A 23,276-nucleotide genomic window follows, 5' to 3' on the forward strand; every position below is an offset into this window, starting at 1 on the left:
AAAAATGTACTACCCTTATTTCAGGGGAAAACAGTTTGACCTGTTAGCGTTGTCTACTTTAGTTAAAGAACAACGCTGGTCTAAAAAAATTATTCCAATTATCGAACCAGTTAGAGACTCTGCCACCTTAAAAAAAACTATCGAATTATTTCAAAAGGAAAAACTACAATTATATATCATTGAAAACCCGCAAGTTGGCCGTTTTAAATTTTTTGAAGCAAAGCAACATCCGTGGCAATTAAAAGCAGATACCAGCATTTACTCAGCAGAAATTATAACTAATCAAAAACTAGATCAAACAAGCTTAGCGATTTTCAATGAACAATCTACTCGAGATCAAAATCTGTTGAATTCTAATCAGTTCGCATTATTGCCGAATCAAGGACGGTTTCGGATCTTGCCTTTTCAGAAAAAAATTATTTTAGATGATGCCTTTATTGCTAGAAAAAAAATTGAAACCTATGGAAATCATGACGATGATTTCTTTAGCGATCAACATCTGTATTATCAGACGGATGGGTTTGCTGGCTTCAGTGATTATACGATTGAAAGCAGTAGATATTTTGATAAGGGCGGACCAAGTCGAGCAATCGCCATTCATATTACTTATTTTGATGCCTATTTAAATTTACGGGTGAAGCATTTTGTCTCTGATACTAATGATAGTACCAAAGATCAAGCTTTAAAATTTTTTGAAGCTGCTGAAAAAATGTTGGAATGGTATGATCGAAATCAAGATCAGTTACTGCTGACTTTAGGTATGACCGAATTAATTAATTATTTAAAAACTAAAAAGTTTCCAGGATTGGGAACAATAAAAAAATGGTCCTTAGCGCATCATTTGGAGTTATTAGGTGCCTATTTAAATGAAGGAAACCATTATTTGAAGGGATGGAAAAAATATGGGATACAAGGATGAAGATTTTATTTTAAGACAGGCAAAACAAATGGGAGAAGCGCTGGGAAACATTTTAGGTCAAGAAGCTGCTGACGAAATTATGATGGTGGAGGCAGAACAAGGACAAAAAAAATCCGATGAAATACTATTTCGTAAGACTGTTCCAACGGATGTTCCGGCAATTATGTTATTGATTCAAGATGCAACAGCATATTTAAAAGAGCAAGGTTCACCACAATGGCAAAATAATCAAGCACCTACTGAAGAAACAATTCAAAATGATATAAAAAATGATGTTAGTTATGTACTCTCTTTGAATCATGAAGCCGTAGGTCTGTGCGCCTTAATAGCTGAAAAAGATTCGGCCTATGAAGCAATTGATGGTGCTTGGAAAGACCTGGGCACTGATACTTATATTGCTATCCATCGTGTTGCAGTTAGTTCAAATTATCGAGGCCTGGGTTTAGGGCAAAAATTATTAGAAGAAGCAATAAAAAAAGCCCAATCATTGGGCTATCAAGATATTCGAATTGATACTTATCCTACAAACGGACCAATGCTTCATTTAATTGATAAAGTTGGTTTTACTTATCAAGGCATGATTGAATTTGATTTTATCAATGGTGAAAGAAAAGCTTTTCAATTAATTTAAAGCTTTTCTAAATTGTGCCACCATGTCAGCAACGGATTGTTCGCCGTCAATTTCAATTAATGTTTCGATTTTTTTAAGTTCAGGTAAATAAGCCAAATCTTTTTCATATAAAGCAATTCTTCTTTTAATTTCAGCTGGACTTGCTCGATGAGCTAAGCGTTGAGCTAAAGTTTCTTTGGAAATATGGATCCAGACTGGAACCATTTGTTGACCAAAATTTTTATATAGATTTAAAAAGCCTAATGGAGTAATCGGATCATAGCAATCTGAAATCTCCAGGGCTTTTTTTATGCTGGTTAAGGCAATACCATAATAGTTTTCATCATAAACATCAAATTCGGCAAATTGGTCGTCAATAACCATCTGCTTGAACTGTTTTTTTGAAACAAAATGATAATCTAAACCATCTTTTTCGGAAGAACGTGGTATTCTGGTGGTATAAGACACGATCTTTTGTTGAGAGGAAAAACTTTTTTCGGCTAAAGTAGTTTTTCCTGAGCCACTAGGTCCCATAAATAAATAGCAATAATGCATTCCTTCACTTCCTTTCTTTTAGTATAATGAAAGATGTGAGTATTTGCTAGGAAGGAATTTAAAAATGAAAAAAAATGAAAAAAACAATAAAAAAATCATGATAATAGGATTGGCTGCCATCGCTATCGGTGCTGCTGGCTTTCTAGGTTATACTACTTTCCAAGCTAGAACGGCAAAAAAGACTGGTGAAGAGACCATCACTGCCTTTACTAAGGCATTAAAAAACCAAAATTACGACCAGCTTTCTAATTACATTACAATCGATGCTAAAACGCAGAAAAACTATTCGAAAAAAGCAGTGAATGAAAAATACCAAGCTGTTTTTACAGGAATTGGTGCAAACAATGTAAAAATTTCAGACATAAAAATCAAAGGTGACGACTTTTCCTATGAATTAAGTTTTAGTACTGGATTAGGAAGTCTAAAGAATAATTACAGTGGTACTTTTTCTGATCAAAATAAAAAAATCAATTGGAAACCAGATCTAATTTTTCCGACGATGTCAGGTAAAGATACCGTCAGTTACCAAAATGATCCGGCTGTTCGTGGTGAGATTTTAGATCGTAATGATGCTCCAATTGCTGCCAATGGAACAGTATACAGATTAGGTGTGACCCCGGTTAAATTAGGTTCAGGCAGTGGGAAAAATACAGCCATTGAAGAAATTGCTACCTATACTGGTTTGACCACGGATGAAATCAATACTGCATTGGATCAAGGTTGGGTAGAGGATGATTCTTTCGTCCCATTGGCAACTGTTAACAGCCTTCCTGAAGATTTACCAGAAGAATTGGATTATCAGGAGGCAACGGGGCGAAATTATCCACTAGGTGAGGCTGCAGCACAATTAACTGGTTACGTGGGTAAAGCAACAGCAGAAGATATCGAAAAAAATAATGCTTTGGTATCAGGTTCTGTGATTGGCCGTGCCGGTTTAGAACTATCCTATGATAAACAATTGCGAGGAACTGATGGTGGTACTTTAGTAATTAACGATAAAAACGGTGATCAGAAAAAAGTTTTACAAAAGGTGAATAAAAAAGATGGGAAAAATATTAAATTAACAATTGACAGTCAGGCACAGCAAGTAGCCTATCAATCATTAGGTGGGCAACCTGGATCAAGTGTCGCAATGGCACCAAAGTCAGGTGAATTGTTAGTTCTAGCTAGCTCACCGAGTTTCGATCCCAACTTAATGACAAATGGGATCAGCCAAACTGATTATGATGCCTATAATAACGATGCCAACTTACCATTTTCAAACCGATTTTCAACTGGTTATGCGCCAGGTTCAACCTTTAAAACAATTACTGCTTCAATCGGTTTAGATGCGGGTACACTGAATCCCAGTGAAGAAATAGCGATTGATGGTTTAAAATGGCAAGGAGATAGTACTTGGGGCGGTTATCAAATTACCAGAGTTAGTGAAGTTTCACCAGTTGATTTAGAGACGGCATTGGTTTATTCAGATAATATTTATATGGCCCAACAAACATTAAAAATGGGTAGCAAAACCTTTTTAGCAGGTTTGGATAAATTTATTTTTGGCGAAAAATTAGATTTGCCTATTTCTATGAATCCAGCACAAATTTCTAATGACGGTACATTTTCTTCAGACATTTTATTAGCAGATACTGGATATGGACAAGGACAATTGTTATTAAACCCAATTCAACAAATCACAACTTATTCTGTACTTCCTAATAAGGGAACACTTGTATATCCAAAACTATTAGCTTCAAAAGAGACAAAGACTAAAAAAGCTGCTATTAAAGAAAGTTCGGCAACAACAGTTACAACTGATATGCAGGCTGTTGTGACTGATCCTAATGGAACAGCGTATATATTGAATAGCTTAGGTTTACCAATTGCCGCTAAGACAGGGACTGCTGAAATTAAAACCGAACAAGATACAAAAGGACAAGAAAATAGTTTCTTATACGCTTTCGATACCAGTAATCAAGCGTACTCTGTTTTGAATTTCTTGGAGAATGCTCAAGATGGGGATAGTGCAGTAGGTAGATCAGGAGATTTATTAACCTATCTTTCAGAAAATTATCAATAATACTTGAGCATAAGCGTTAAGATTGATACTATAACATCTGAAGGATGGTGCAAGATGAACAAGAGACAGAGAAAAAAACAAACTTATAAAAAATATATTCGGGAAATTTTTGCAGGATATGAAAAAATGATTACTGACAAGACCATTCAAGAATTGCAATTTTCCTATTTAAAAGAAACGACATTTTTAACCCGTGACGATGAAGGTGTCATTCACTTTCTTACAAAGGAAAAATAAATATGAGACCATTTTAGTGAGGAAACAGAAGCTAAAATGGTTTTTTTATTTTTAAAGAAAAAACATCCGACTTTAGTTTGAAAATTTTCTTAAATAAACCTAATCTTGCTAAATAATTACTTAAAGAAAGTCGATCTAGCTATACAGGTAATTGGCTTCATGTAAAATAGAATTATCAATATTTAGGAGGAAACATAAATTGAAATTTCATAAATATATTCTTTTAGCAAGTTTAACTATGTCCTTAGGAGCAGGTATTATTGCCACTAATCAAAAAGTAGAAGCTTCTACTACAAATAATGGCACGGTTATTGATGAACGCTGGGGTAAACCAACTTTTGTAGCAGGTGCTGGCCTCAGCAATAGTCAACTAACAGAAACAATGAATGTGTTAGGCATTACCTCAAGTGAAGTGAATCAACAAACAGCAACTGGTGCTGATTTAATTAAGTATTTAGGCTCTGGTAGTGGAGATGATAGCGTGATGCTCAGCTCTGTTGTCGTAAATCGTACCGATAGTGGCTCAGGGATTACGGTTGATATCTTAACACCAGCAAACATTACTCAAATTTCAGCAGATCAATATAAAAATCCGCTTGTAACCGCTGGGATTACTGATGCTTCAGTCAAAGTTGCTAGTGTTGTGAAAGTAACCGGAGAAAGTGCTTTGACAGGTGTTTATAAAGCTTTTGAAGCAAATGGTGAGACCATTGATACTAATCGAGCACAACTTGCACAAGATGAATTAGATACAACTTCTGATGTTTCACAAAATATTATCGATAGTGCCAATAGTTCAAATGACTCTACTTTATCAAGTAGTGAACAAGAACAAGCTGATGAAGCATACAAATCTCAATTAAATCAAACATTAGTTGAAATTAAACAAGAATTAGCTGATTTAAAAGAGCAAAATGGGTCGAATGCTTCGACTACTCAAATTACTACAATTGTAAATAATGCTATTCAAAATAATAATTTAACCCAATATATATCACAAGCTGACATTGATAAACTTGTTTCATTAGCGGAAAGATATCAAACCACTGATGGTGTGCTAGACGCAGAATCAATTGCGCAGTTGGATAAAATCAGTAGTGATTTCAAAGATAATCTTAATAAAATCACTGATAAATTAGGTAGTTTTGGTGATCAATTAAAGGGTACAATTGAAGATAATCAAGGATTTTTCACTAATTTATGGAATACGATTAAGAATTTCTTTACTAACTTAACAAATTAATCAAAATTATTGGCGTTTTCAATAACCAATTCGCTGAAAAAATGATACTATTAAACAAATGAAGAAGTTAGGAGGGTCAACATTGACTCAAAATGATAATTTACAACCCGACAGTTCTTTTGATACCGTAAAGGAATCAGCTTCAGATGTTTTAGGCGGATTAATGTCGAAAATTCAACGACTAGAAAAAGCGATGGATGAAGAAGACATGGGTGCTGTGTATCAAATCTATTGGCAAGAGTTACCTGTATCAATCCAACAATCAAGTAATGCAAACCATGAAATTGACAATTTCTTGACCAGTAAAATTGATCGTGAATTCATTAAGACTTTTCCTTTTATGATTCTACGAAAAAAAGTATCACCAGTCCTAATGGATTACCAAATCAGCTCCTACTACCATGACCGAACAGTCATTGAAATTGATGCGACGCAACCAGAAATTACTGTTTTACCTGAAATTAAACAGCAGTGGGAACAAGTTGAAACTGGTTTTTATGAGAATGAAATCAAACGTCTCCAAAATAAAGAAGATGATTTTGAAGCTAAAAAAATTCTTGCAACGACTGAAATAAAAAAATTAGAGAATTTAATTGATCAAATTAATGATGAAAAAGAAGAGCTGGAAGCCAGTAAAACCTTCCGTAATCGCAAAAAGATCGAAGAGGATTTACTTGATTTAGATGATAAATATGACGACCTGCAAGCGGAAATAAAAAAATGGCAGCCATATTTGACCAATGAAAACCATTCGGTCAATCCAACCAACGAATTAAATCAGCAAATTAAAGCTCTAATGCTGGAACAAGCGATTGCCATCAAAGAGTTACGTCTAATCAAAAAATATTTTAATGATGTCAAAAACATGGAAGAACAGCTCCAAACATTCAATCAAAACTTTTTGAAGATTGGAGGCGAATAGAATGAGCGAAGAAAAAAATAGATTCAATAAAATTTATGATTCACTAGTTGAAGAAGATCGTGTGACCATTCCAGTTGATGTTTTACAAGCGGCTGAAGAACGAGAAGCTGATTTTGAGCAAAAAAATGCTGAAGCTGACGCACTAGAGACACCTGAATTAGATGAAGCAAACGTTACTGAAACACTGTCTGAGGAAGTAATTGAAGCCGAAGAAGTGAACGAAATAGAAGAACCAGAAGAACTAGCCGAAATTAATGAAGATCTTGAGTTAATTGAAGAGGAAGAAACAACTGAATTAGAAGAAATTCCAAAAGAGCAGACATATTCATTGCCAACCTATCAAGATCTTAGACAAACGACTTATGGAGATCTGCTGAGCTTAATTGATGAAGCTGAAAGAGAATTAGCTGATTTAAAATTCCGCAAACAATTGATGGAATCAGATTTCAACGAACTAATGAGCTTCTTCAATCAAGTTTTCATTATTAAAACCTTACCAATTTCTGCAATTGCTGAAGATGCATTGTTGGAATATTTCACGTATGAATTGTTAAAACCGTTAGAAAAACATGATTTGCGTTTGTCTGATCATCAATATTCTGTTTGGGAAACCAAGCATTTTGAGTTAAGCTATCAATTGATCGATAATGAAATGATTTCATTTGAACTAATTTTACCAAGAAGTGATGATCGTTTATTGAATCAATACATTCCACTGATGGATGTTTTCCCTGGTAATCAAAAAGTGATCGTTTCTGACGAGGCCGTTTTGGAAATCTTAACAGGCTGCTTTAGTCATCATATTTTTACAAGTGGTCAAATTTCGTTCTTCAGCTTTGAAATCAATACAGTCTTAGCAAACATGAAACAATTAGGCTTTGAAATTGAAGATAATTTGTTAGACAATAGCAAACCGTTAAACTTAGACTACCAGTTACCTCATACTATTTCAGAAGAAGTATTGGATGATATTTTTATAACTGCTATGAATAACGAAAGACACGATTTCCAAAAATTAGCTGAGGATGAATACCTAGTTGCTCTAGAAAACGAACAGACTGTAACCATTAAGCAACAAGTAGAAGAGGATGCTGCAACGCTTAAAATCAATTCTGGTTACACAAATAAATCATTAATTGAGTTCTTTGGTACGTATCAATATTTAGTTGATTTAGCAATGACTCAATAAGAGGAAAGCAGTGGATGATAAGTCCGCTGCTTTTGTCATTTATTTTAGTCAAACCTTTTAAAAAGTTTAAAACTCCTATGGTATAATACCTGAGTTGACACAAAAGTATTTCATTTGTGATCCAAATAGTGTATTTTAAGTACTGTGAAAAAAAATTGGAAGAGGGTTTTAAGATATGTGTGGGATTGTCGGCTTTGTAGACCGCAGCGCAGTTACGGATAAAGAAAAAAACATCAAAGCAATGATGGATACGATTGTTCATCGAGGCCCTAATAGCTCTGGACAATTTATTGATAAAGGCGTGGCGCTAGGTTTCAGACGACTAAGTATTATTGACTTAGAAGGTGGAACTCAACCAATCTATAATGAAGATAAAACAAAAATCATTACTTTTAATGGTGAAATATATAATTACCAAAGTATTCGTGAAGACTTAATAAAAAAAGGGCACATTTTTACAACCCATAGCGATACAGAAGTGTTGTTACATGGATATGAAGAATATGGTGTAGATCTATTACAAATTATCCGCGGGATGTTTGCTTTTGTCATCTGGGATACTGAAAAACAAGAATTATTTGGTGCAAGAGATCATTTTGGTATTAAGCCGCTTTATTATACAGAAATGAATGGTACTTTCATGTACGGGTCAGAAATTAAAAGCTTTTTGAAGCATCCAAATTTTGTGAAAGAATTAAATGAAGAAGCCTTAAAACCATATTTAACTTTCCAATACTCTGCCTTAGATGAAACTTTCTTCAAAAATGTTTATCGCATTAAAGAAGGTCATTATTTTACTTACAAAGATGGTAAATTAGATATTCAAGAATACTGGGATGTCTCTGAAGGTGAAAGCAATATGAACCTTGAAGAAACAATTGACTTAATCGATAAAACCGTCGTCGAATCAGTTGAGGCACATCGAATTGCTGATGTAGAAGTCGGATCTTTCTTATCTTCAGGTGTTGACTCAAGTTATGTAACAGCCGTTTTAAGACCTGAACATTCGTATTCAATTGGCTTTGGTGACAAAACCTATAATGAATCAGTTGAAGCTAAAAAATTAACTGATTTAATTGATTTAAAAAATGTTTCTCGAGTTGTCACTGGGGAAGAAGCTTTTGAATATTTCCCATTAATTCAATATCATTTAGATGAACCGGATTCAAATCCGTCATGTGTTCCACTTTATTTTCTAACTGAATTAGCAAGTCGTGACGTACGAGTTGCGTTAAGCGGGGAAGGGGCAGATGAGCTATTTGCTGGTTATCAAGCTTATGGTGTAAATACTCGTTCTAAAACAGTGAAAGTTGTTGCTGAAGGATTGAAAAAATTACCTAAGAAAATGCGTTATTCGATCGCAAGAAGCTTGAAGGGAAAAACTTTTAAAGGTGCGCTACATTTATATACAAATTTAGCTCCGGCGGAAGAATTTTTCATTGGCCAAGCACGTGTTTTTGAAGAAAGTGAAGCAGATGATTATTTACAAACAAAATATCAAGACAGCAAATCTGTTCAAGAAATTGTGGCGCCAGTTTACGCTAAAGCACAAGACTTATCAGAAGTGAAGAAAATGCAATACTTAGATTTACATCAATGGATGCCAAAGGATATATTGCTTAAAGCTGATAAACTAGCTATGGCAAATTCCTTAGAAGTACGCGTTCCGTTGTTAGACAAAGAAATGATGAAAGTCGCTCAAAACGTGCCAACAAAATATTTAATTACACCGGAAAATACTAAATTTGCTTTCCGTCAAGCGGCCGCACGTCATTTACCCGAAGAGTGGTATAATCGTGAAAAATTAGGTTTCCCAGTACCAATTAAAGATTGGTTACGTGAAGAAAAATACTACAAACTTGTACGAGACGTTTTCCAACAAGATTTTGTAAAAGAATTTTTCGATCAAGACAAAATCATTCAACTATTAGATGACAATTATAAAGAAAAAAATAATGAACGTCGTAAAATTTGGACGATTTATACCTTTTTAACTTGGTATCAAGTTTACTTCATAAATGATGGAGAAAAACCAGTTGTTGAACAAATAGCATAGTTTAGAAAGCCTCAGATAACGAATAAATCTGAGGCTTTTTTTTAAATGATTAAAAAAAATGGCAATAATTTGTTGCACTTTATAAAAAGATATTCGCTTTTTTACTACTTAGTTTACATAATATACATTATACAAAGCTATATTTAAAACTTATCTGGTAAATCAGCAATATCCAGCCAGACTTTAATAATCTATGAATCTAGTTAATAATCTAATTACTAACTATTTCACCTTTATAAAAATCTTTCTATCCGAAGCTTACTCTAAAACGCCTTGAAGAATCAAAAGTAAGAACAAAAAAATATTCCTATTATTATCATTAATAACTATTTAAAATATGATATACTGTCCCTAATTTAACAAGAAAGAAAGGATTTTTTTATGAAATCAGACTCTTTTTCAGGGATTATTTTGGGAATTGCGCTTATTGTCTTATATTTTCATTTAGGCACATTATCACCATATATTTTCTATCTGGCAATTATAATAATTCTAGTTGCTCTTTTTACAACTTTTTACCCTATAATTAGTAAGAAAAAACGTTTTTCTCGCGCTCAATTAGAGTCAATTGACGTAATGACCGGCTATGATTTTGAAGAATACATTTCTTATCTTTTAAAGAAAAACGAGTTTCAAAACATAAAATTAACACCTAAATATGACCAAGGAATTGACATCATAGCTACAAAAAATGGGATTAAATATGGATTTCAATGCAAGCGCTGGAAGAAAAAAGTTGGTAATAAAGCAATTCAGGAAGTTCATGCTGGAATTGGATATTATTCATTGGATATTGCCGTGGTTATAACTAACAATTATTTTACAAAACCTGCACAAGAATTAGCAAAAAGAATTAACGTTGAACTTTGGGATAGAAACACAATAACTAGAATGATAGAAAAAGTCTCATTAGAACAGTCTGCAGCTAAGTAAAAAATATTTGCCGTGTATCTTTATCATACTGGATAATTTATGATTTTTTATAAAAATTTGAACTTGGCATTTAATTGCTACATAATACCTTTTTTTACACTCTAGGATCGTTATTAGGCCTGCTGCGACGCCTCAATTAGACACGACGGAATCCGGAATCTTGTTTCTAATACCAGAACTCCGTTCGTAGCTGGACCCCTTCAGGTCGTTTATCCAACGTGCCCTTCTGAAAAAGCTAGTTTTGTTCCATATAAAAAAGTCATCAGATTAATTGATGACTTTGCTTAAACTTGATTTGTTTGCTGTCCTTTTTTGTTTTTATGCTTTGCAATAAAAAAACCAATAATCAATTGAATTAATAATATAACTAAGAAAACAACAACTAAGGCGATAATTGATAAAATTCGGCTTTCCAATGTCTGTGGCGTCCCTGTCCAGTCATTTTTTTGGGTCAAAAACCAATAAGCACCATATCCAAATAGTAGCAACCAAACAACATTTAAACACCACCAAATTTTCATCTTTCTACCCTACTTTTCAAATTTAATTGGCAAAGCATCTACATAATTATATTTTAGCATATCTTCTTAAGAAAATTTATAGATTATTTATTTTTTGCCAATCGGTTTTTAAAATGCCATATTGAAGAGCATCATAATAGTTATTTCGGTAAAAACGGACTTTAGGAATACAAGCTTCTTCGACTAATTTTAATTTTTTTGCTAATTGAGTCATGCTATGGTTTCCCGACCAAGTAGACAATCCGATGTGTTGAATATGTAGATGTAACTGAAATAAGTAAGTGATCCATAAGCGAAGACTTTTTTCTCCGATACCATGATTCCGAAATTCAAAGTCATAGACAACAATGCCCACTTCTAACCAACGCTGTAATTGCCCATCTTTCCAATAAGCAGTAACTAAACCAATGATCTTCTTATCAAAATAGATCAATCCACAATGAGGATTTTCCAACATTTTTTCTGCTAAATCAGTTTGGAAAGTTTCCCAAGTCAAGAAAAGTGGATTCGGTATATAAGGATCATCATATTTACGCCATGACAAATCAGCTGATTTGTTATATGCTAATGACCATAGTTCAAATAATTGTTTTTTTGTGATACTCTTTATTTCAATCTGATTATCAGTTAGATACATGTTTTGGCTCCTTAAAATGAATGGAGGATTTATTATGGAAGAAACTATCTTTTTTAATTTAGGAAATGCATTAGCTTCTAGCAAAGATGAGAAAGAATTGATTCGTACAGCTCAAATCGAAGAAGATCGTCGGAAAAATTTAAAAGGGAAATTAATTATAGTTCATGACGAACAAAACAATGAACATTTATTATTTAATCTTGATGACCAAGTACCTCAAGAAAAAGCAACATTTTCTTATAAAATAAAAGATCAATAATCCTTTACTACTCGATTTTATAATTCTATATTTCTTTTGCGATATTTTTATTTTAATCTTTAATAGTTAAAAAAGAAGCGCCTATTTATCCTTAGACGTTTCTTTTTTATTTTGTTTTTTTACTATTTCTAAGTCTCTGGCTTGTTTTTCTCGAGCTAAGCGTAATTCATTTCCCTTTTGTTCTTGACGAAAGATCCTTTTTTTTAGCTTTTCGACATCCGCTAATTTTTCATTTACGATTAAATCACTTTCTAAAACTGCAGCTATCCTTTGTTCATGTAACATTTGATTTATTTTTAAATTCACACGGATTGCATTATATAAATTCCCGGCTAAAACCAACAAAAAAAAATGACTGAAACTAGCTGTTCTAGTAAAAAAGCCATTTCTTAAAACAATTAAAAAATAAATGGCGAAGATAATTAAGCTAACCCATTGATAGGCATACCATTTTTTTTCTTTTGAACTCTTTTCATAGAATTTAGGTTGCGTCTCATCATATATTGATAGGTATATATTTTCTGCTGCTTCAAGAGAAGGTTGAGTTTTTTCAGCAAGTTTTCTTGCCTCGGATTTCGAATAATTTTTTTCTTTTCGATAATATCGACTCAGATGCTTAAGCTTAATCATTCGATTCCCTCCCCTTTTCTTTAATTATCTTTATGTATTTTATCATGAATTTGTCTTTTGAGCATTCTAAATTGAAAAAAGTAACGAACTATAATAGTCCGTTACTTTATTTCGATATTATTTAATATTTTTGATTGCTTCTTCAATTGGAGTGTCACCGTCACCCATCGAAATTAGTTTTTTAATTGTATTTGTTTTGTCCAATACTTCTGCTAATACACTGGCAACATTTTCGATTGAGTTTTTACTGAAACCAGTCACATTTGTTGTAATCTTACCACTACCAACCGTTTCTTCTAAACTACCAGGTTGAACGATTGTGTAATCTAAATCTGTTTGATCGATTAACCATTTATCAGAAAAGAATTTTGCCACGTAATAATCTGGAATGCTTTCTGGCCATTGTTCTGGTACTAACGAATGAAGTGCACTTAAGTGAATAAAGCGTGCTATTCCTGCTTGGTTTGCTGCTTCCATCAATTTTACCGCACCGTTTAAATCAGTTTGAAGCAAATCATTTCCTCTTGATCCTGCTACGAAATAAACAACTTCTACATCAGATAGTAGTTTAGTTAATTCAGCGACTGTTGAATGTAAATTCATATGTACTGGATGAATTTTTTCATTTTTTTCAATTTCTTCTTCTCTTCTTGCACCGGCATAAACTGTATGACCTTTATCAGCTAATTGTTTAATTAAAATTTGTCCGACACGACCTGTTGCACCTGCTACAAATATCTTCATATTAATACTGCCTCCTTGAGTTATGAAAAAAGCATAACTTTTTTTAAATAAATACACAATTAAAAAGATTTACCTTACAATTGGATGAGTTGAAAATAAACCAATTGGCTGTTTCTATCTTTTTGAGGACGCTTATAATAAATGCAAGGAGTAAATAATATGACAAAAAATATTTTAACTATTGCCGGGTCTGATACTTTAGCTGGTGGTGGTTTACAAGCAGATTTAAAAACATTTGAAGATTTTGATACTTTTGGTTTAACGGTAATTACTTGCATCGCTGTGCTGTTAGAAAATGAATTCAACATTTATGATGTAGAACCAGATTTAGTTGCAAAACAATTAAATACACTTAAAAATAACGTGGTTTTGGATACGATAAAAATTGGACTTATTCATAACTTAGAAACAATGACACTAATCAAGAAATTTTTACAAGAATCTCAAGTGCCCATTGTTTTAGACCCTGTTTTAGCTTTTAAAGAAACTGATGAGATTCACAATAATCAATACCGTGAAAAACTAATTAATGAGCTATTTCCATTGGCAACAATTGTTACACCAAACTTGAAGGAAGCTGAACTTCTAAGCCAACAATCAATTAGTAATCTAGCTGAAATGCAGCAAGCCGCCCAAAAAATTTATTCTTTTGGTCCGCAATCGGTGATTATTAAAGGTGGTGAACGATTAGCTGGAGAATTGGCCTGCGATCTATTTTTTGATGGTACGCAGTGTCAAGTTTTACAAAAAACCAAAATTAATAAAAAGACTGTCAATGGTGCTGGGTGCACTTTCGCTTCAGCGATTGCAGCTAACTTAGCTTTAGATCAATCACTACTTGATGCTGTATTAAATAGTAAAGATTTCGTATATCAAGCAATAAAACGAGGCGTCACGTTAAAAAATGGTGCTGGCAATGTTTGGCGTGGCTTAAGTTTGGAGGATATTTAATGTGAAAATTCGTAATTTGACAAGAATCGCAATGCTAGTAGCTTTAACTGTGGCATTATCATTAATTGTAATCATCCCTATTCCCGCTACCAATGGCTTTGTAACATTGTGTGAAGTTGGTATCTATTCTGCAAGTTTATTTTTGGGACCTTTGGCTGGATTTTTAGTGGGCGCTTTTTCTGGTGGTATGATTGATTTATTATCTGGTTATCCTCAGTGGATGATTTTTTCATTTGTTATCCACGGCTTACAAGGATTAACCCTGGGCTTCATTTATCGTAAATGGCCTAACTTTAAAGGAATGCTGATTGGATTCACCTTAGCTTCATTAGTAATGATTACAGGGTATGCTTTAGCGACAGCCTTACTTTATACTTGGCCGGCTGGAATTATTTCGATTCCCTCAAATTTGGTTCAAAACATTTTTGGGATTGCCGTTACTATGTTACTTTACCAAAGTCTCAACAAAGTATTTTCAAAACTACAATATCATTAGAAGGAAGTTTTTATCATGGAGAAAAAAGAATTACAAGCACAACTAACCACTATTACAGAAGATCTTCTATCAGTTGCCAACTTAAAAGCTGGACAAGTTTTTGTCTTAGGTTGTACGACTAGTGAAATAGTTGGCGGTACAATCGGAAAAAATTCCAGTCAAAAAGTTGGTCAATGGGTCATTGAAACTTTAAAAGGTATCCTGGATTCAAAAGGCATCTTTTTAGCAGTCCAAGGATGTGAGCACATCAATCGTGCATTGGTTGTTGAAAGAGAGTTAGCTGAAAAAAAAGATTGGGAAATTGTTAATGTCAAACCGGCTTTACATGCTGGAGGTGCGTGTTCAGTAGCAGCTTTTGAACAATTTACAGATCCCGTTGAGGTTGAGCATATTGTTGCTGATGCTGGGATTGATATTGGTGATACTTCTATTGGCATGCATGTTAAACATGTCCAAGTACCTGTAAGACCAAGTATTAAAGAACTTGGTGGCGCCCATGTCACAGCCCTACGCAACCGGCCAAAATATATTGGTGGACCTAGAGCAACTTATTAAGAAAAAAACAGGAAGTTAAGAGAAAAAAATCTCTTAGCTTCCTGTTTTTTTTAAATAAATCGAGCAATTAAATGCAGCAATTGTTGAGAAAGCTGATTTAAATCACTAATATCTACAAAATTACTTTCACCATATAATTCTTTAATTTGTTCTTTGTCTTCACCAATGGCACAGGCTAGAAAAAGAATCCCTTTTCGTTCATAGTCTGCCAAGACTTGTTGAATATCTTTTTTAGCCTTTTCACCAGTGTAATCAGGGAGTGCTTTTGGCTGACCATCACTGATCGAAAGTAAAACTTTTGTATCAGCTGTTTGTCGAGATAACTTTTCAGCCATTACTTTTAAGACAACACCATCGCGATTATTTTGTCGCGGCTTCATTGTCGCAACTTTTGCTGCGATAAAATCGTAACTATCGTCAAATTCTTTATAAGAATAAAGAGATGTTTTTTCTCTCTGACTAACATCTGCAGAATCACCATAAAGCATATAAGGAATTTTGACTGCTTCTGCAAATAAGCTAACGGCAATGGCAGCTAATTTTGCCTGTTCTATTCGACCATCCCGTAACATTGAGCCAGACTCATCAACTCTTACCGCTAAAGCCAAAGATGGGTTTTCGTTTGGTGGATTTTTTTTATCAAAATTACGTAAGTCACCGTAAGCAACATGACTAGCATTAAATCGAGATCCATAATATTTACCACTGCTAAATTCGTTACTTTCTTCTTTGTTCAAAATATCATTAATCACACGACTCAAGCTATCTACTTCTGGCAATACTGCTTGAGTTAATTCTTTACCTTCTTGAATTGATTCAGTAGTTATTTTAGGTCGATGAGTAATCGTTCCTTCTTTAGCATGGATGGTTTCTTTAAGAATTTCTCTAGTGATTTTGTTCAATTCTTTTCGTTTGTTTTTATCTAATTCGGCCTGATCTGCTAATGACATTGCAGAGCCAATTTTTTCTTCCTCAGAAATAAAAGCTTCTTGACTCTCTGCCGCTTTTTGCGTTCTTTGGTCTTCTGAAAAATTTATTTTGTCATTTTGTTCTGGTTTTTTTTCTGCTACTGTTTCCTTTTCAGAAGATTCGTTTGCATCTATATTTTCTAGCTCCGTTGGCGCTACAAGATTTGCTTCCTCACTTTCAGCTGTAATATTTCGTTTCTCAGCCTCTGCTTGGCTTATTTTTCGCCCTGAAACGTGGTTCAATTTTTGTTGATTTTTAATTTGTTGTAATTGAGCAATCAAGCCGCTCGATTCTAGAGTATCCGTTAAGATAGTTAGTTCCAATTCATCAGTAGTCAACTTATATAAAACTTTCGGATAAAGACTTTCTAACGGATCTTGCCCTTGTTTCAAACTATTGATCCAATAAAAGTAAGAACGCATACCCGCCACACCTTTAACGGCATTTGCTTTTGCGGTTTCATCTAATAAGCGGATGATTTCAGCCATAACTTTTAAATAATCTTCATCGGTAAAGCCGGTCTTACTTTTTGCCCGTTCAATCATTACCCCAATTGCAGGTAAATCCATTTTTTCCGCATGCTGCACGCGGTCTCTTAAAGATTCATTTAATGGGCGATTACCTTGATAATTTCTATTGGTGGTAATCACTACGACGCAATCATCATGGCGGCTGATCATACCAGTTGGTAAATTTAACAGGCCATTACTCTCCAAAGCAGAGTTCAATGCTACTAAGACAGAAGCATCTCGAATCACTGTTGGCTCTTGAATCTCCAGCAGATAACCTTTTTCCATTGCACGAACAATTTCAGAAGGATAAAATTTATATTGCACCGGTCGAATATTTTCATCGTCAGTTAAACGCTCAATTAATTGAGCTAGACGAACCTTTGCTTGATCTTGACTAATACTGTAATGTTGCGCCACTAAACGTAAAACTTCACTTAAAGTTTCAGTCTGATAAACAGCCTCTAATAATTCATGATCTAATTCATCATCAGAACTAACCACCGGTAATAAAGCACCAAACACATCGGTTTTATCCATATCAGCAAAACAAGTGACCTTAGTATAAGGTAATTGCAAATCGGCCGATAGTGCACGTGCCAGTTGCGTCTTACCCGATCCGGCATCTCCTTCCAATAGAATATTGTTTATTTTCATTTCGGGATCATCCCAGTTTGTTTTAATTTCTTGGGCAATCCGAATTTCTTCAGCACTTGTCTGATGACTTTTTGGTTTTTGCCAAATCATTTGCTGCTCAATCTTAGAAAACCAACGATTTTTTGTGACAGAATAACTTGTATTCATAAGAGTCACTCCTTTTTTAATAACCTAATTCTTCTAATAAGCGACTCAAAGTTCGAAATCGTTCTCCGATTAACTCGCCATCTTTATTCATTGTGTCATTGAACAAAATAATATCTTCATCAATTTTGGGATTCTCTGTATCAACTTCTACCGTCATACGGCCACCTTGTAGTCCAATGATATCTACTACTGGATTTTCAGGATCATAAAACTTTTCGAAACGATAAGCATCTTGTAAATATAAACTAGAACGAGCAACTAAAATTGCCAAATCTAGAATTCTGCTAATCGGTAATTCTTCTGATTGGCGTGACCATTTTTCTCCAGTATGACGCCAAACTTTACCTGAAATATCAACTTTTCCCCGATCATTCCATTGAGCTAAGCCTAGTGTTAAGCCTTTTGCATCACTTTCCCATGCATGATGACCATCAATTTTATCGTAATCCTCAACTAAAAAAACTGGTTTGTGTTTTAAATTTGTTGGTATTTTCATCTTATTACTCCCTTACTAAACTAGTAATTTACTAAATTACTAAAATAGTACTATAAATCTAAAATTATGCAAAGAAAAAACTACTAAAAAATCTAGTAGTTTACATGCTGGAAACGCCTAAAGCAATTGCTTTTTCACCTAAATGTGTCCCAATAACTGGTCCAAAAGTGCCCACTTCAATCGTTGCTTCCGGATATTTGATTTTTAATTTTTCTAATTCTTGTTTTGCAAGATCTGGATTATTGGCATGAATCACATAAATTCGCAACTCTTCATTACTTGCTTGGCGATGGTTCTCAATAATTTCTTCCGTTCGTTGTAAAGCTTTTTTCAAAGAACGAATCTTCTCGGCTAAGACAATTTTACCATTGGTAAATGTCAGGATTGGTTTTATTTTCAGTAATCCTCCAATTATCGCTGCTCCGTTAGTTAAACGACCACCTCGAACCAAATTATTCAAATCATCAACAATAATATAAGCATTCGTTGTATCACGAATATGGTCTACTCCTGCTAGTATTTCCGGCAAAGTTTTATTTTGGTCGTTAAGCTCTAGTGCTTTTTCAACCATATAACCCATCGGTACACTCGTGATTGTTGAATCGTAAGGAATGACAGTCAAGCCATCTATTTCGTCCTTAATTGATTCTAGAATACGGACAAAACCAGAAATTCCTTCTGATAAATGAATACTGATAATCGTATCATATCCTAGATTTTTGATTTTTTTATAAATCTCGATTACTTCTCCTAAAGCTGGCTGGGAAGTTGTTGGAAATTCTTTGGTTTCATTCAATCGACGATAAAAGTCTTCATAAGTAATATCAATCCCTTCATCATAGGGTTTGCCATCAATAATCACAGGAATTGGAATAACAAATAAATTTTTATGGTCTTTAATGCGTTCACTGAGATAGGCACTGCTATCTGTCACGATCGCTAATTTCATCTAAATATCCTCACTTAATTAAAATTTTGCAATAAATAAAATATAGCATAATCTAAAGTTCATTGAAATAAGATTTTTCTTACTTTGCCAAAAAGGCTTGAACTTGTGCACTATTGGTTGCATTGTCAACATCTAGAGCGCTCCCTGCATTATCAGTATCAATATAGCTCCAAGAACCATCAACTGGTAGGGTTAAACGATCAATTCCACCTGCCATTTTTGCAAAACCAAATAAATGGGTAAAAATGTAAAAGTTACTAATATCAGTTGATAAATATCCAAAAACTTTTCCCATTGCATAAGGTGCTTTGATTAAGACCAGTGGATTCTTTATTTGGCTAGAAACAGCTGTCATTACTTGTTGCTGCCTTCTTACACGACCAAAATCGCCTTCTTCATCCATTCTAAAACGAGCATAGTTCAGTAAAGTATGACCATTCATTTGTTGCTCTCCTTGAGAAATTGGTTCATCAATATAAGAACTCATATCTTTTTCAGCATCAATCTTCACACCATTACTAAAGAGTGCATCGATTCCTTTTTCAAAAGTTTGAAAATCTACCATGGCATAATAGCGACAATTAATTCCGAAATTTTCTAACAATGTTTGGCGAACCAAATCAGCTCCGCCATAAGCATAAGCAGCATTTAATTTATTCTCACCAACACCAGGAATGCTTACGTACATGTCTCGCATAAATGATACTAGTTTCGGTTTTCCGCTACCATCTACTTGCAAAACCATCATAGAATCTGAACGACCGCTCACATTATCCCGAGTATCGCTACCTAATAATAAGATATTACTCGTTCCATCTTCTGACTTAGCACCAGCAAATTCCTGTGTCTCGATGGCTGGCATTGTAGCATCATGTTTTGCTTGGAAATTCCCAATCGCAAAAGTCACCAACGAATAGCCAATTAAAAAAATCAAAATCCTTAGAATATTTTTCTTCCAATTTCTTTTTTTGCGTGGTTGATTTGGGTCTTTGGTTTTTTTCTTCCAAGCTAACGGAAATCTTTTTTTATTTTTTTGAATAGGTTCTTGATAAGTTGATTTTTGATATTCACGTTGTTGATTTTTCTGTTTAAAGGGATTATCTAAGTTCTCTAAATAATTTAAATCAGCCGTATCTAAAAAATTATCATTTTTTGCTTCAGTTTCTGTTTTGTTGTGGAGAGTTGTTTCTTTTTCAAATTCATCAGTCGTCTTCTCACGGCGAAAAGCTTTTTTCTTACGTTCTTCTTTCCGCTGGACTTTTTCGCTTTCCTCATGAATTTTTTTATTGCGGTCCATTCGACTCATGGGTCCACCATCCTTCGCAAAATAAAAATAACAAATTATTGTACCTTTGTCAGTCAGATTTTTAAAAATATAAGAAAAAATTAGGTAAATCATCCAACTAGAGCTGATAAGTCGGATAATTACCTAATAAAGTCACACGATTATTTTGCTGATTTAAAGCTTTTAAAGCTTCCTCAAGCACGGTTTGATCGGTTGGTACATCAATATCAATAATAAAAAAATATTCTCCTAGCTTAGTCTTTTGAGGGCGAGACTCAATCTTACTTAAATTAATATTTAACTGATGAAATACCACCAATATTTCGTGTAAAGAACCTGGTTGGTTTAAAGCTAAATCAACCAAAACAGTAGCTTTTTGCTGGAAATATTTCAACTCTGTTGGTGATGCTTGATCTCCTAATAACCAAAACCTAGTCTGATTATTTGAAATTGATTGAATATCTTTTTGTACAATTGCTAAATCATATTCTTCTGCTGCTTCTTTTGAGGCAATAGCTGCCAATAATTGGTCGGGATGTTCAGCAACTTTTTTTGCTCCTTGAGTAGTAGAGGCCATTTGCTCAATTTCAATTCTCGGAAAAAACTGAGTAATAAATTCTTGAGATTGCGCTAACGCTTGTGGATGAGAACAAATCAATTGTATGTTCTGCCAGTTTTTTTGATTATTTTTTGCAACTAAAAATTGTTGTTTTATCGGCAAAATTATTTCTGCTTTAATTTGTGGCAAACGACGATAAATTTGATCAATAGTTTGTAAAACAGAACCTTCTATCGTATTTTCCACCGGTACCATGGCCCAATCTACTTGGTTTTGCTGCTTTACTTCCAGTAGTTCATTAATGGTTTCAACAGCTATAAATTCTATTTCTTGTCCACTAAAATACATTTTAACCGCTTGATAAGTAAAAGATCCTTTAGGACCAAGATAGGCGACTTTCATCAGACAGTTACCTGATTAAGAATTTCAGCCACAATTTCTTGTGGTGTTTTTTCAGATGTATCAATAGTAAATTTAGCCAATTTTTCATATAACTTTTCCCGACTGAAATACAATTTTTTAATTTCACCATCATTTTTATTCATGGCATTTGGTCGAATATTCGTTTTGTCATTTCGGATTCTTTCAACTAGCACATCCGCATTTGCTTTTAAATAGATAACCTTTTTATCTACCAAAACTTTTTGGTTTTCTTTTTGTAAAATAACACCGCCACCAGTGGCAATAATTGAATTTTTAGTAATTGCTTCTTTTAATAAATCTGTTTCATGATTTCTAAAGGCCGGTTCGCCATGTTCTTCAAAAAAATCAGCAATTGGTTGACCAATTCTTTCCACTAACACATCGTCCATATCAACAACTTGCGCGTTTGTTGTTTTTCCCAATTCTTTACTAATAGTTGTTTTACCTGCACCCATAAATCCGATTAAAATAATTGCGCTCATTGTTCTTCCTCCTTTAGTTCCGCTAAATCATCAAAAAATGTTGGATAAGAAATATTTATTGCTTCAGGATTTTCAAGTTCGACTACTTCTTCTGTAAGTAATGCTGCAATTTGTAACATCATGCCAATTCGATGGTCGCCATGACTACTAACTTTTCCGCCATGTAGTTTGGTCGGACCGTAGACAATTAACCCATCTTCTGTGGTTTCAATATTGGCACCGAGTTTATTTAGTTCAGAAGCAGTAACATCAATCCGATTGGTTTCCTTCACTTTTAGTTCAGCAGCATCAGAAATAACGGTTGTTCCTTCAGCTTGAGTAGCTGCCAAAGCAATAATTGGTAATTCGTCAATTAAGCGGGGTATAATTTCACCTTTTACTTGAACTGCTTTTAATTTGCTAGTAGAGACTTTTAAATCTGCCGCTTGATTTTTTTTATCCATTTGACTAAAAGTGATAGATCCACCCATTTGTTTTAGTACATCGATGATTCCGGTACGTGTCGGATTAATTCCCACTTGTTTCAAAGTAATTTGACTATTGTTTAAAATTAGACCTGCCACAATGAAAAATGCAGCCGATGAAATATCACCAGGCACCGTTATTTCTTGACCAACTAATTTTTGTTTCCCTGTTATTTTGATTACTTTATCTTGAACTTTTATTGTTCCACCAAATTGTTCAATCATTTCTTCTGTATGATTTCGTGATTTTTCTTTCTCTATAATAGTTGTTTCACCATCAGTTTGCAGTGCAGCAAATAAGATTGCTGACTTCACTTGGGCACTTGCTACAGGCATAATATATTCAATCGGTTTTAATTTACCGCCTGTTATGGTAATAGGTGGCAAACCAGTCTGATTTTCCCCATTAATATTTGCCCCCATTTGTCTTAAAGGAGACATCACTCGTTCCATAGGACGTTTATTTAAAGAATGATCTCCTGCAATCTTTGATGTAAAACCACAAGCAGCTAAAATACCCAAACTTAGACGGAGAGTCGTTCCTGAATTTCCAGCGTTTAATTCCTGATGAGGTTGTTCTAAGCCATCAATTCCAGAACCAATAACTGTCACTACACTACCTTTTCTCTGAATGGTTACCCCTAATGCTTTAAAAACATCAATCGTACTTAAGCAATCTTCAGCTGTTAAAAAATTATGAACTGTCGTTGTTCCTTGGCTAATGGCACCAAACATAATACTGCGATGAGAAATTGACTTATCTGGTGGTACCATTAACTCTCCTATTAAACGATCCGCTTGTAATAATTTCATT

The 23,276-nt window shown here is 34.0% G+C and carries 25 protein-coding genes; 13 read left to right on the plus strand and 12 right to left on the minus strand.

The window, feature by feature from the left end; genetic code table 11:
- The first annotated feature begins 4 nt into the window (after positions 1-4).
- Positions 5-919 carry a sce7725 family protein gene (locus ACVWNY_RS06460; protein WP_454071842.1) on the plus strand — a complete coding sequence of 305 codons (915 nt, stop codon included), beginning with the start codon at positions 5-7 and terminating at the stop codon, positions 917-919.
- Entirely contained in the window at positions 903-1,550 is a 648-nt protein-coding gene (locus ACVWNY_RS06465; protein ID WP_218325297.1) for a GNAT family N-acetyltransferase, read from the plus strand. The genes ACVWNY_RS06460 and ACVWNY_RS06465 overlap by 17 nt, the downstream gene beginning before the upstream one ends.
- On the opposite strand, the gene ACVWNY_RS06470 is transcribed toward ACVWNY_RS06465, so the two are convergent.
- The gene (locus tag ACVWNY_RS06470; RefSeq protein ID WP_218325296.1) at positions 1,542-2,084 is read right to left on the minus strand and encodes a guanylate kinase; all 543 of its coding nucleotides are present in this window, start codon (positions 2,082-2,084) and stop codon (positions 1,542-1,544) included. The genes ACVWNY_RS06465 and ACVWNY_RS06470 overlap by 9 nt on opposite strands.
- 64 nt (positions 2,085-2,148) lie before the next feature.
- Here ACVWNY_RS06470 and pbp4 point away from each other — a divergent pair, with 64 nt between their 5' ends.
- From pbp4 to ACVWNY_RS06505, 7 genes are all read left to right on the plus strand, one after another.
- Entirely contained in the window at positions 2,149-4,149 is a 2,001-nt protein-coding gene (pbp4, locus tag ACVWNY_RS06475) for a penicillin-binding protein PBP4(5) (RefSeq protein WP_218325295.1), read from the plus strand.
- Positions 4,150-4,203: 54 nt separating this feature from the next.
- Positions 4,204-4,386, plus strand: coding sequence for a hypothetical protein (locus ACVWNY_RS06480; RefSeq protein ID WP_218325294.1), 183 nt, complete (start codon positions 4,204-4,206; stop codon positions 4,384-4,386).
- A 199-nt stretch (positions 4,387-4,585) separates the two neighbouring features.
- Positions 4,586-5,629, plus strand: a complete 1,044-nt coding sequence (locus tag ACVWNY_RS06485; protein WP_218325293.1) for a DUF1002 domain-containing protein — start codon at positions 4,586-4,588, stop codon at positions 5,627-5,629.
- An 82-nt stretch (positions 5,630-5,711) separates the two neighbouring features.
- Positions 5,712-6,551, plus strand: a complete 840-nt coding sequence (locus tag ACVWNY_RS06490) for a hypothetical protein (protein WP_246601405.1) — start codon at positions 5,712-5,714, stop codon at positions 6,549-6,551.
- A gap of 1 nt (position 6,552) precedes the next feature.
- Positions 6,553-7,740, plus strand: coding sequence for a hypothetical protein (locus ACVWNY_RS06495; protein WP_246601404.1), 1,188 nt, complete (start codon positions 6,553-6,555; stop codon positions 7,738-7,740).
- 175 nt (positions 7,741-7,915) lie between these two features.
- Entirely contained in the window at positions 7,916-9,796 is a 1,881-nt protein-coding gene (gene asnB, locus ACVWNY_RS06500; RefSeq protein ID WP_218325291.1) for an asparagine synthase (glutamine-hydrolyzing), read from the plus strand.
- 381 nt (positions 9,797-10,177) lie between these two features.
- Complete coding sequence (locus ACVWNY_RS06505) at positions 10,178-10,729, plus strand: restriction endonuclease (RefSeq protein ID WP_454071175.1); 552 nt, start codon at positions 10,178-10,180, stop codon at positions 10,727-10,729.
- Between the two features lie 284 nt (positions 10,730-11,013).
- Here ACVWNY_RS06505 and ACVWNY_RS06510 read toward each other — a convergent pair whose 3' ends face one another.
- Both ACVWNY_RS06510 and ACVWNY_RS06515 read right to left on the minus strand, forming a co-directional pair.
- Entirely contained in the window at positions 11,014-11,250 is a 237-nt protein-coding gene (locus ACVWNY_RS06510) for a DUF3923 family protein (protein ID WP_218325289.1), read from the minus strand.
- Positions 11,251-11,326: 76 nt separating this feature from the next.
- Positions 11,327-11,887: a GNAT family N-acetyltransferase gene (locus tag ACVWNY_RS06515; RefSeq protein WP_218325288.1), complete on the minus strand. Its 561-nt coding sequence runs from the start codon at positions 11,885-11,887 to the stop codon at positions 11,327-11,329.
- Positions 11,888-11,921: 34 nt separating this feature from the next.
- On the opposite strand from ACVWNY_RS06515, the gene ACVWNY_RS06520 reads away from it, so the two are divergent.
- Positions 11,922-12,146: a hypothetical protein gene (locus ACVWNY_RS06520; RefSeq protein ID WP_218325287.1), complete on the plus strand. Its 225-nt coding sequence runs from the start codon at positions 11,922-11,924 to the stop codon at positions 12,144-12,146.
- An 81-nt stretch (positions 12,147-12,227) separates the two neighbouring features.
- Here ACVWNY_RS06520 and ACVWNY_RS06525 read toward each other — a convergent pair whose 3' ends face one another.
- On the minus strand, positions 12,228-12,776 hold the full coding sequence (locus ACVWNY_RS06525) for a hypothetical protein (protein WP_218325286.1): 549 nt from the start codon (positions 12,774-12,776) through the stop codon (positions 12,228-12,230).
- A gap of 117 nt (positions 12,777-12,893) precedes the next feature.
- Positions 12,894-13,520: an NAD(P)H-binding protein gene (locus ACVWNY_RS06530; RefSeq protein ID WP_218325285.1), complete on the minus strand. Its 627-nt coding sequence runs from the start codon at positions 13,518-13,520 to the stop codon at positions 12,894-12,896.
- A 159-nt stretch (positions 13,521-13,679) separates the two neighbouring features.
- Here ACVWNY_RS06530 and ACVWNY_RS06535 point away from each other — a divergent pair, with 159 nt between their 5' ends.
- Genes ACVWNY_RS06535 through ACVWNY_RS06545 form a run of 3 tightly spaced genes read left to right on the plus strand, consistent with a single transcriptional unit; the run spans position 13,680 to position 15,522 of the window.
- Positions 13,680-14,471, plus strand: a complete 792-nt coding sequence (locus tag ACVWNY_RS06535) for a bifunctional hydroxymethylpyrimidine kinase/phosphomethylpyrimidine kinase (RefSeq protein WP_218325284.1) — start codon at positions 13,680-13,682, stop codon at positions 14,469-14,471.
- 1 nt (position 14,472) lies between these two features.
- Positions 14,473-14,967, plus strand: coding sequence for an ECF transporter S component (locus tag ACVWNY_RS06540; RefSeq protein WP_218325283.1), 495 nt, complete (start codon positions 14,473-14,475; stop codon positions 14,965-14,967).
- Between the two features lie 15 nt (positions 14,968-14,982).
- Positions 14,983-15,522: a TIGR01440 family protein gene (locus ACVWNY_RS06545; protein WP_218325282.1), complete on the plus strand. Its 540-nt coding sequence runs from the start codon at positions 14,983-14,985 to the stop codon at positions 15,520-15,522.
- Positions 15,523-15,572: 50 nt separating this feature from the next.
- Here ACVWNY_RS06545 and ACVWNY_RS06550 read toward each other — a convergent pair whose 3' ends face one another.
- From ACVWNY_RS06550 to aroA, 7 genes are all read right to left on the minus strand, one after another.
- Positions 15,573-17,804, minus strand: coding sequence for an AAA family ATPase (locus ACVWNY_RS06550; RefSeq protein ID WP_454071176.1), 2,232 nt, complete (start codon positions 17,802-17,804; stop codon positions 15,573-15,575).
- 16 nt (positions 17,805-17,820) lie between these two features.
- A complete protein-coding gene (locus tag ACVWNY_RS06555; RefSeq protein ID WP_218325280.1) occupies positions 17,821-18,300 on the minus strand; it encodes a DUF6530 family protein in 480 nt (159 codons plus the stop codon).
- Between the two features lie 100 nt (positions 18,301-18,400).
- Complete coding sequence (locus ACVWNY_RS06560) at positions 18,401-19,249, minus strand: DegV family protein (protein ID WP_218325279.1); 849 nt, start codon at positions 19,247-19,249, stop codon at positions 18,401-18,403.
- A gap of 79 nt (positions 19,250-19,328) precedes the next feature.
- Complete coding sequence (locus ACVWNY_RS06565) at positions 19,329-20,555, minus strand: LCP family protein (RefSeq protein ID WP_218325278.1); 1,227 nt, start codon at positions 20,553-20,555, stop codon at positions 19,329-19,331.
- A 97-nt stretch (positions 20,556-20,652) separates the two neighbouring features.
- Positions 20,653-21,495, minus strand: a complete 843-nt coding sequence (pheA, locus tag ACVWNY_RS06570; protein WP_218325277.1) for a prephenate dehydratase — start codon at positions 21,493-21,495, stop codon at positions 20,653-20,655.
- Positions 21,495-21,998 (minus strand): shikimate kinase, encoded by a 504-nt coding sequence (locus tag ACVWNY_RS06575; RefSeq protein WP_218325276.1) that lies wholly within the window; start codon positions 21,996-21,998, stop codon positions 21,495-21,497. Before ACVWNY_RS06575 ends, pheA begins: the two co-directional genes overlap by 1 nt.
- Positions 21,995-23,275: a 3-phosphoshikimate 1-carboxyvinyltransferase gene (gene aroA / locus ACVWNY_RS06580; protein WP_218325275.1), complete on the minus strand. Its 1,281-nt coding sequence runs from the start codon at positions 23,273-23,275 to the stop codon at positions 21,995-21,997. Before aroA ends, ACVWNY_RS06575 begins: the two co-directional genes overlap by 4 nt.
- Position 23,276: the final 1 nt, after the last annotated feature.

The organism is Enterococcus sp. JNUCC 77 (assembly GCF_054819945.1).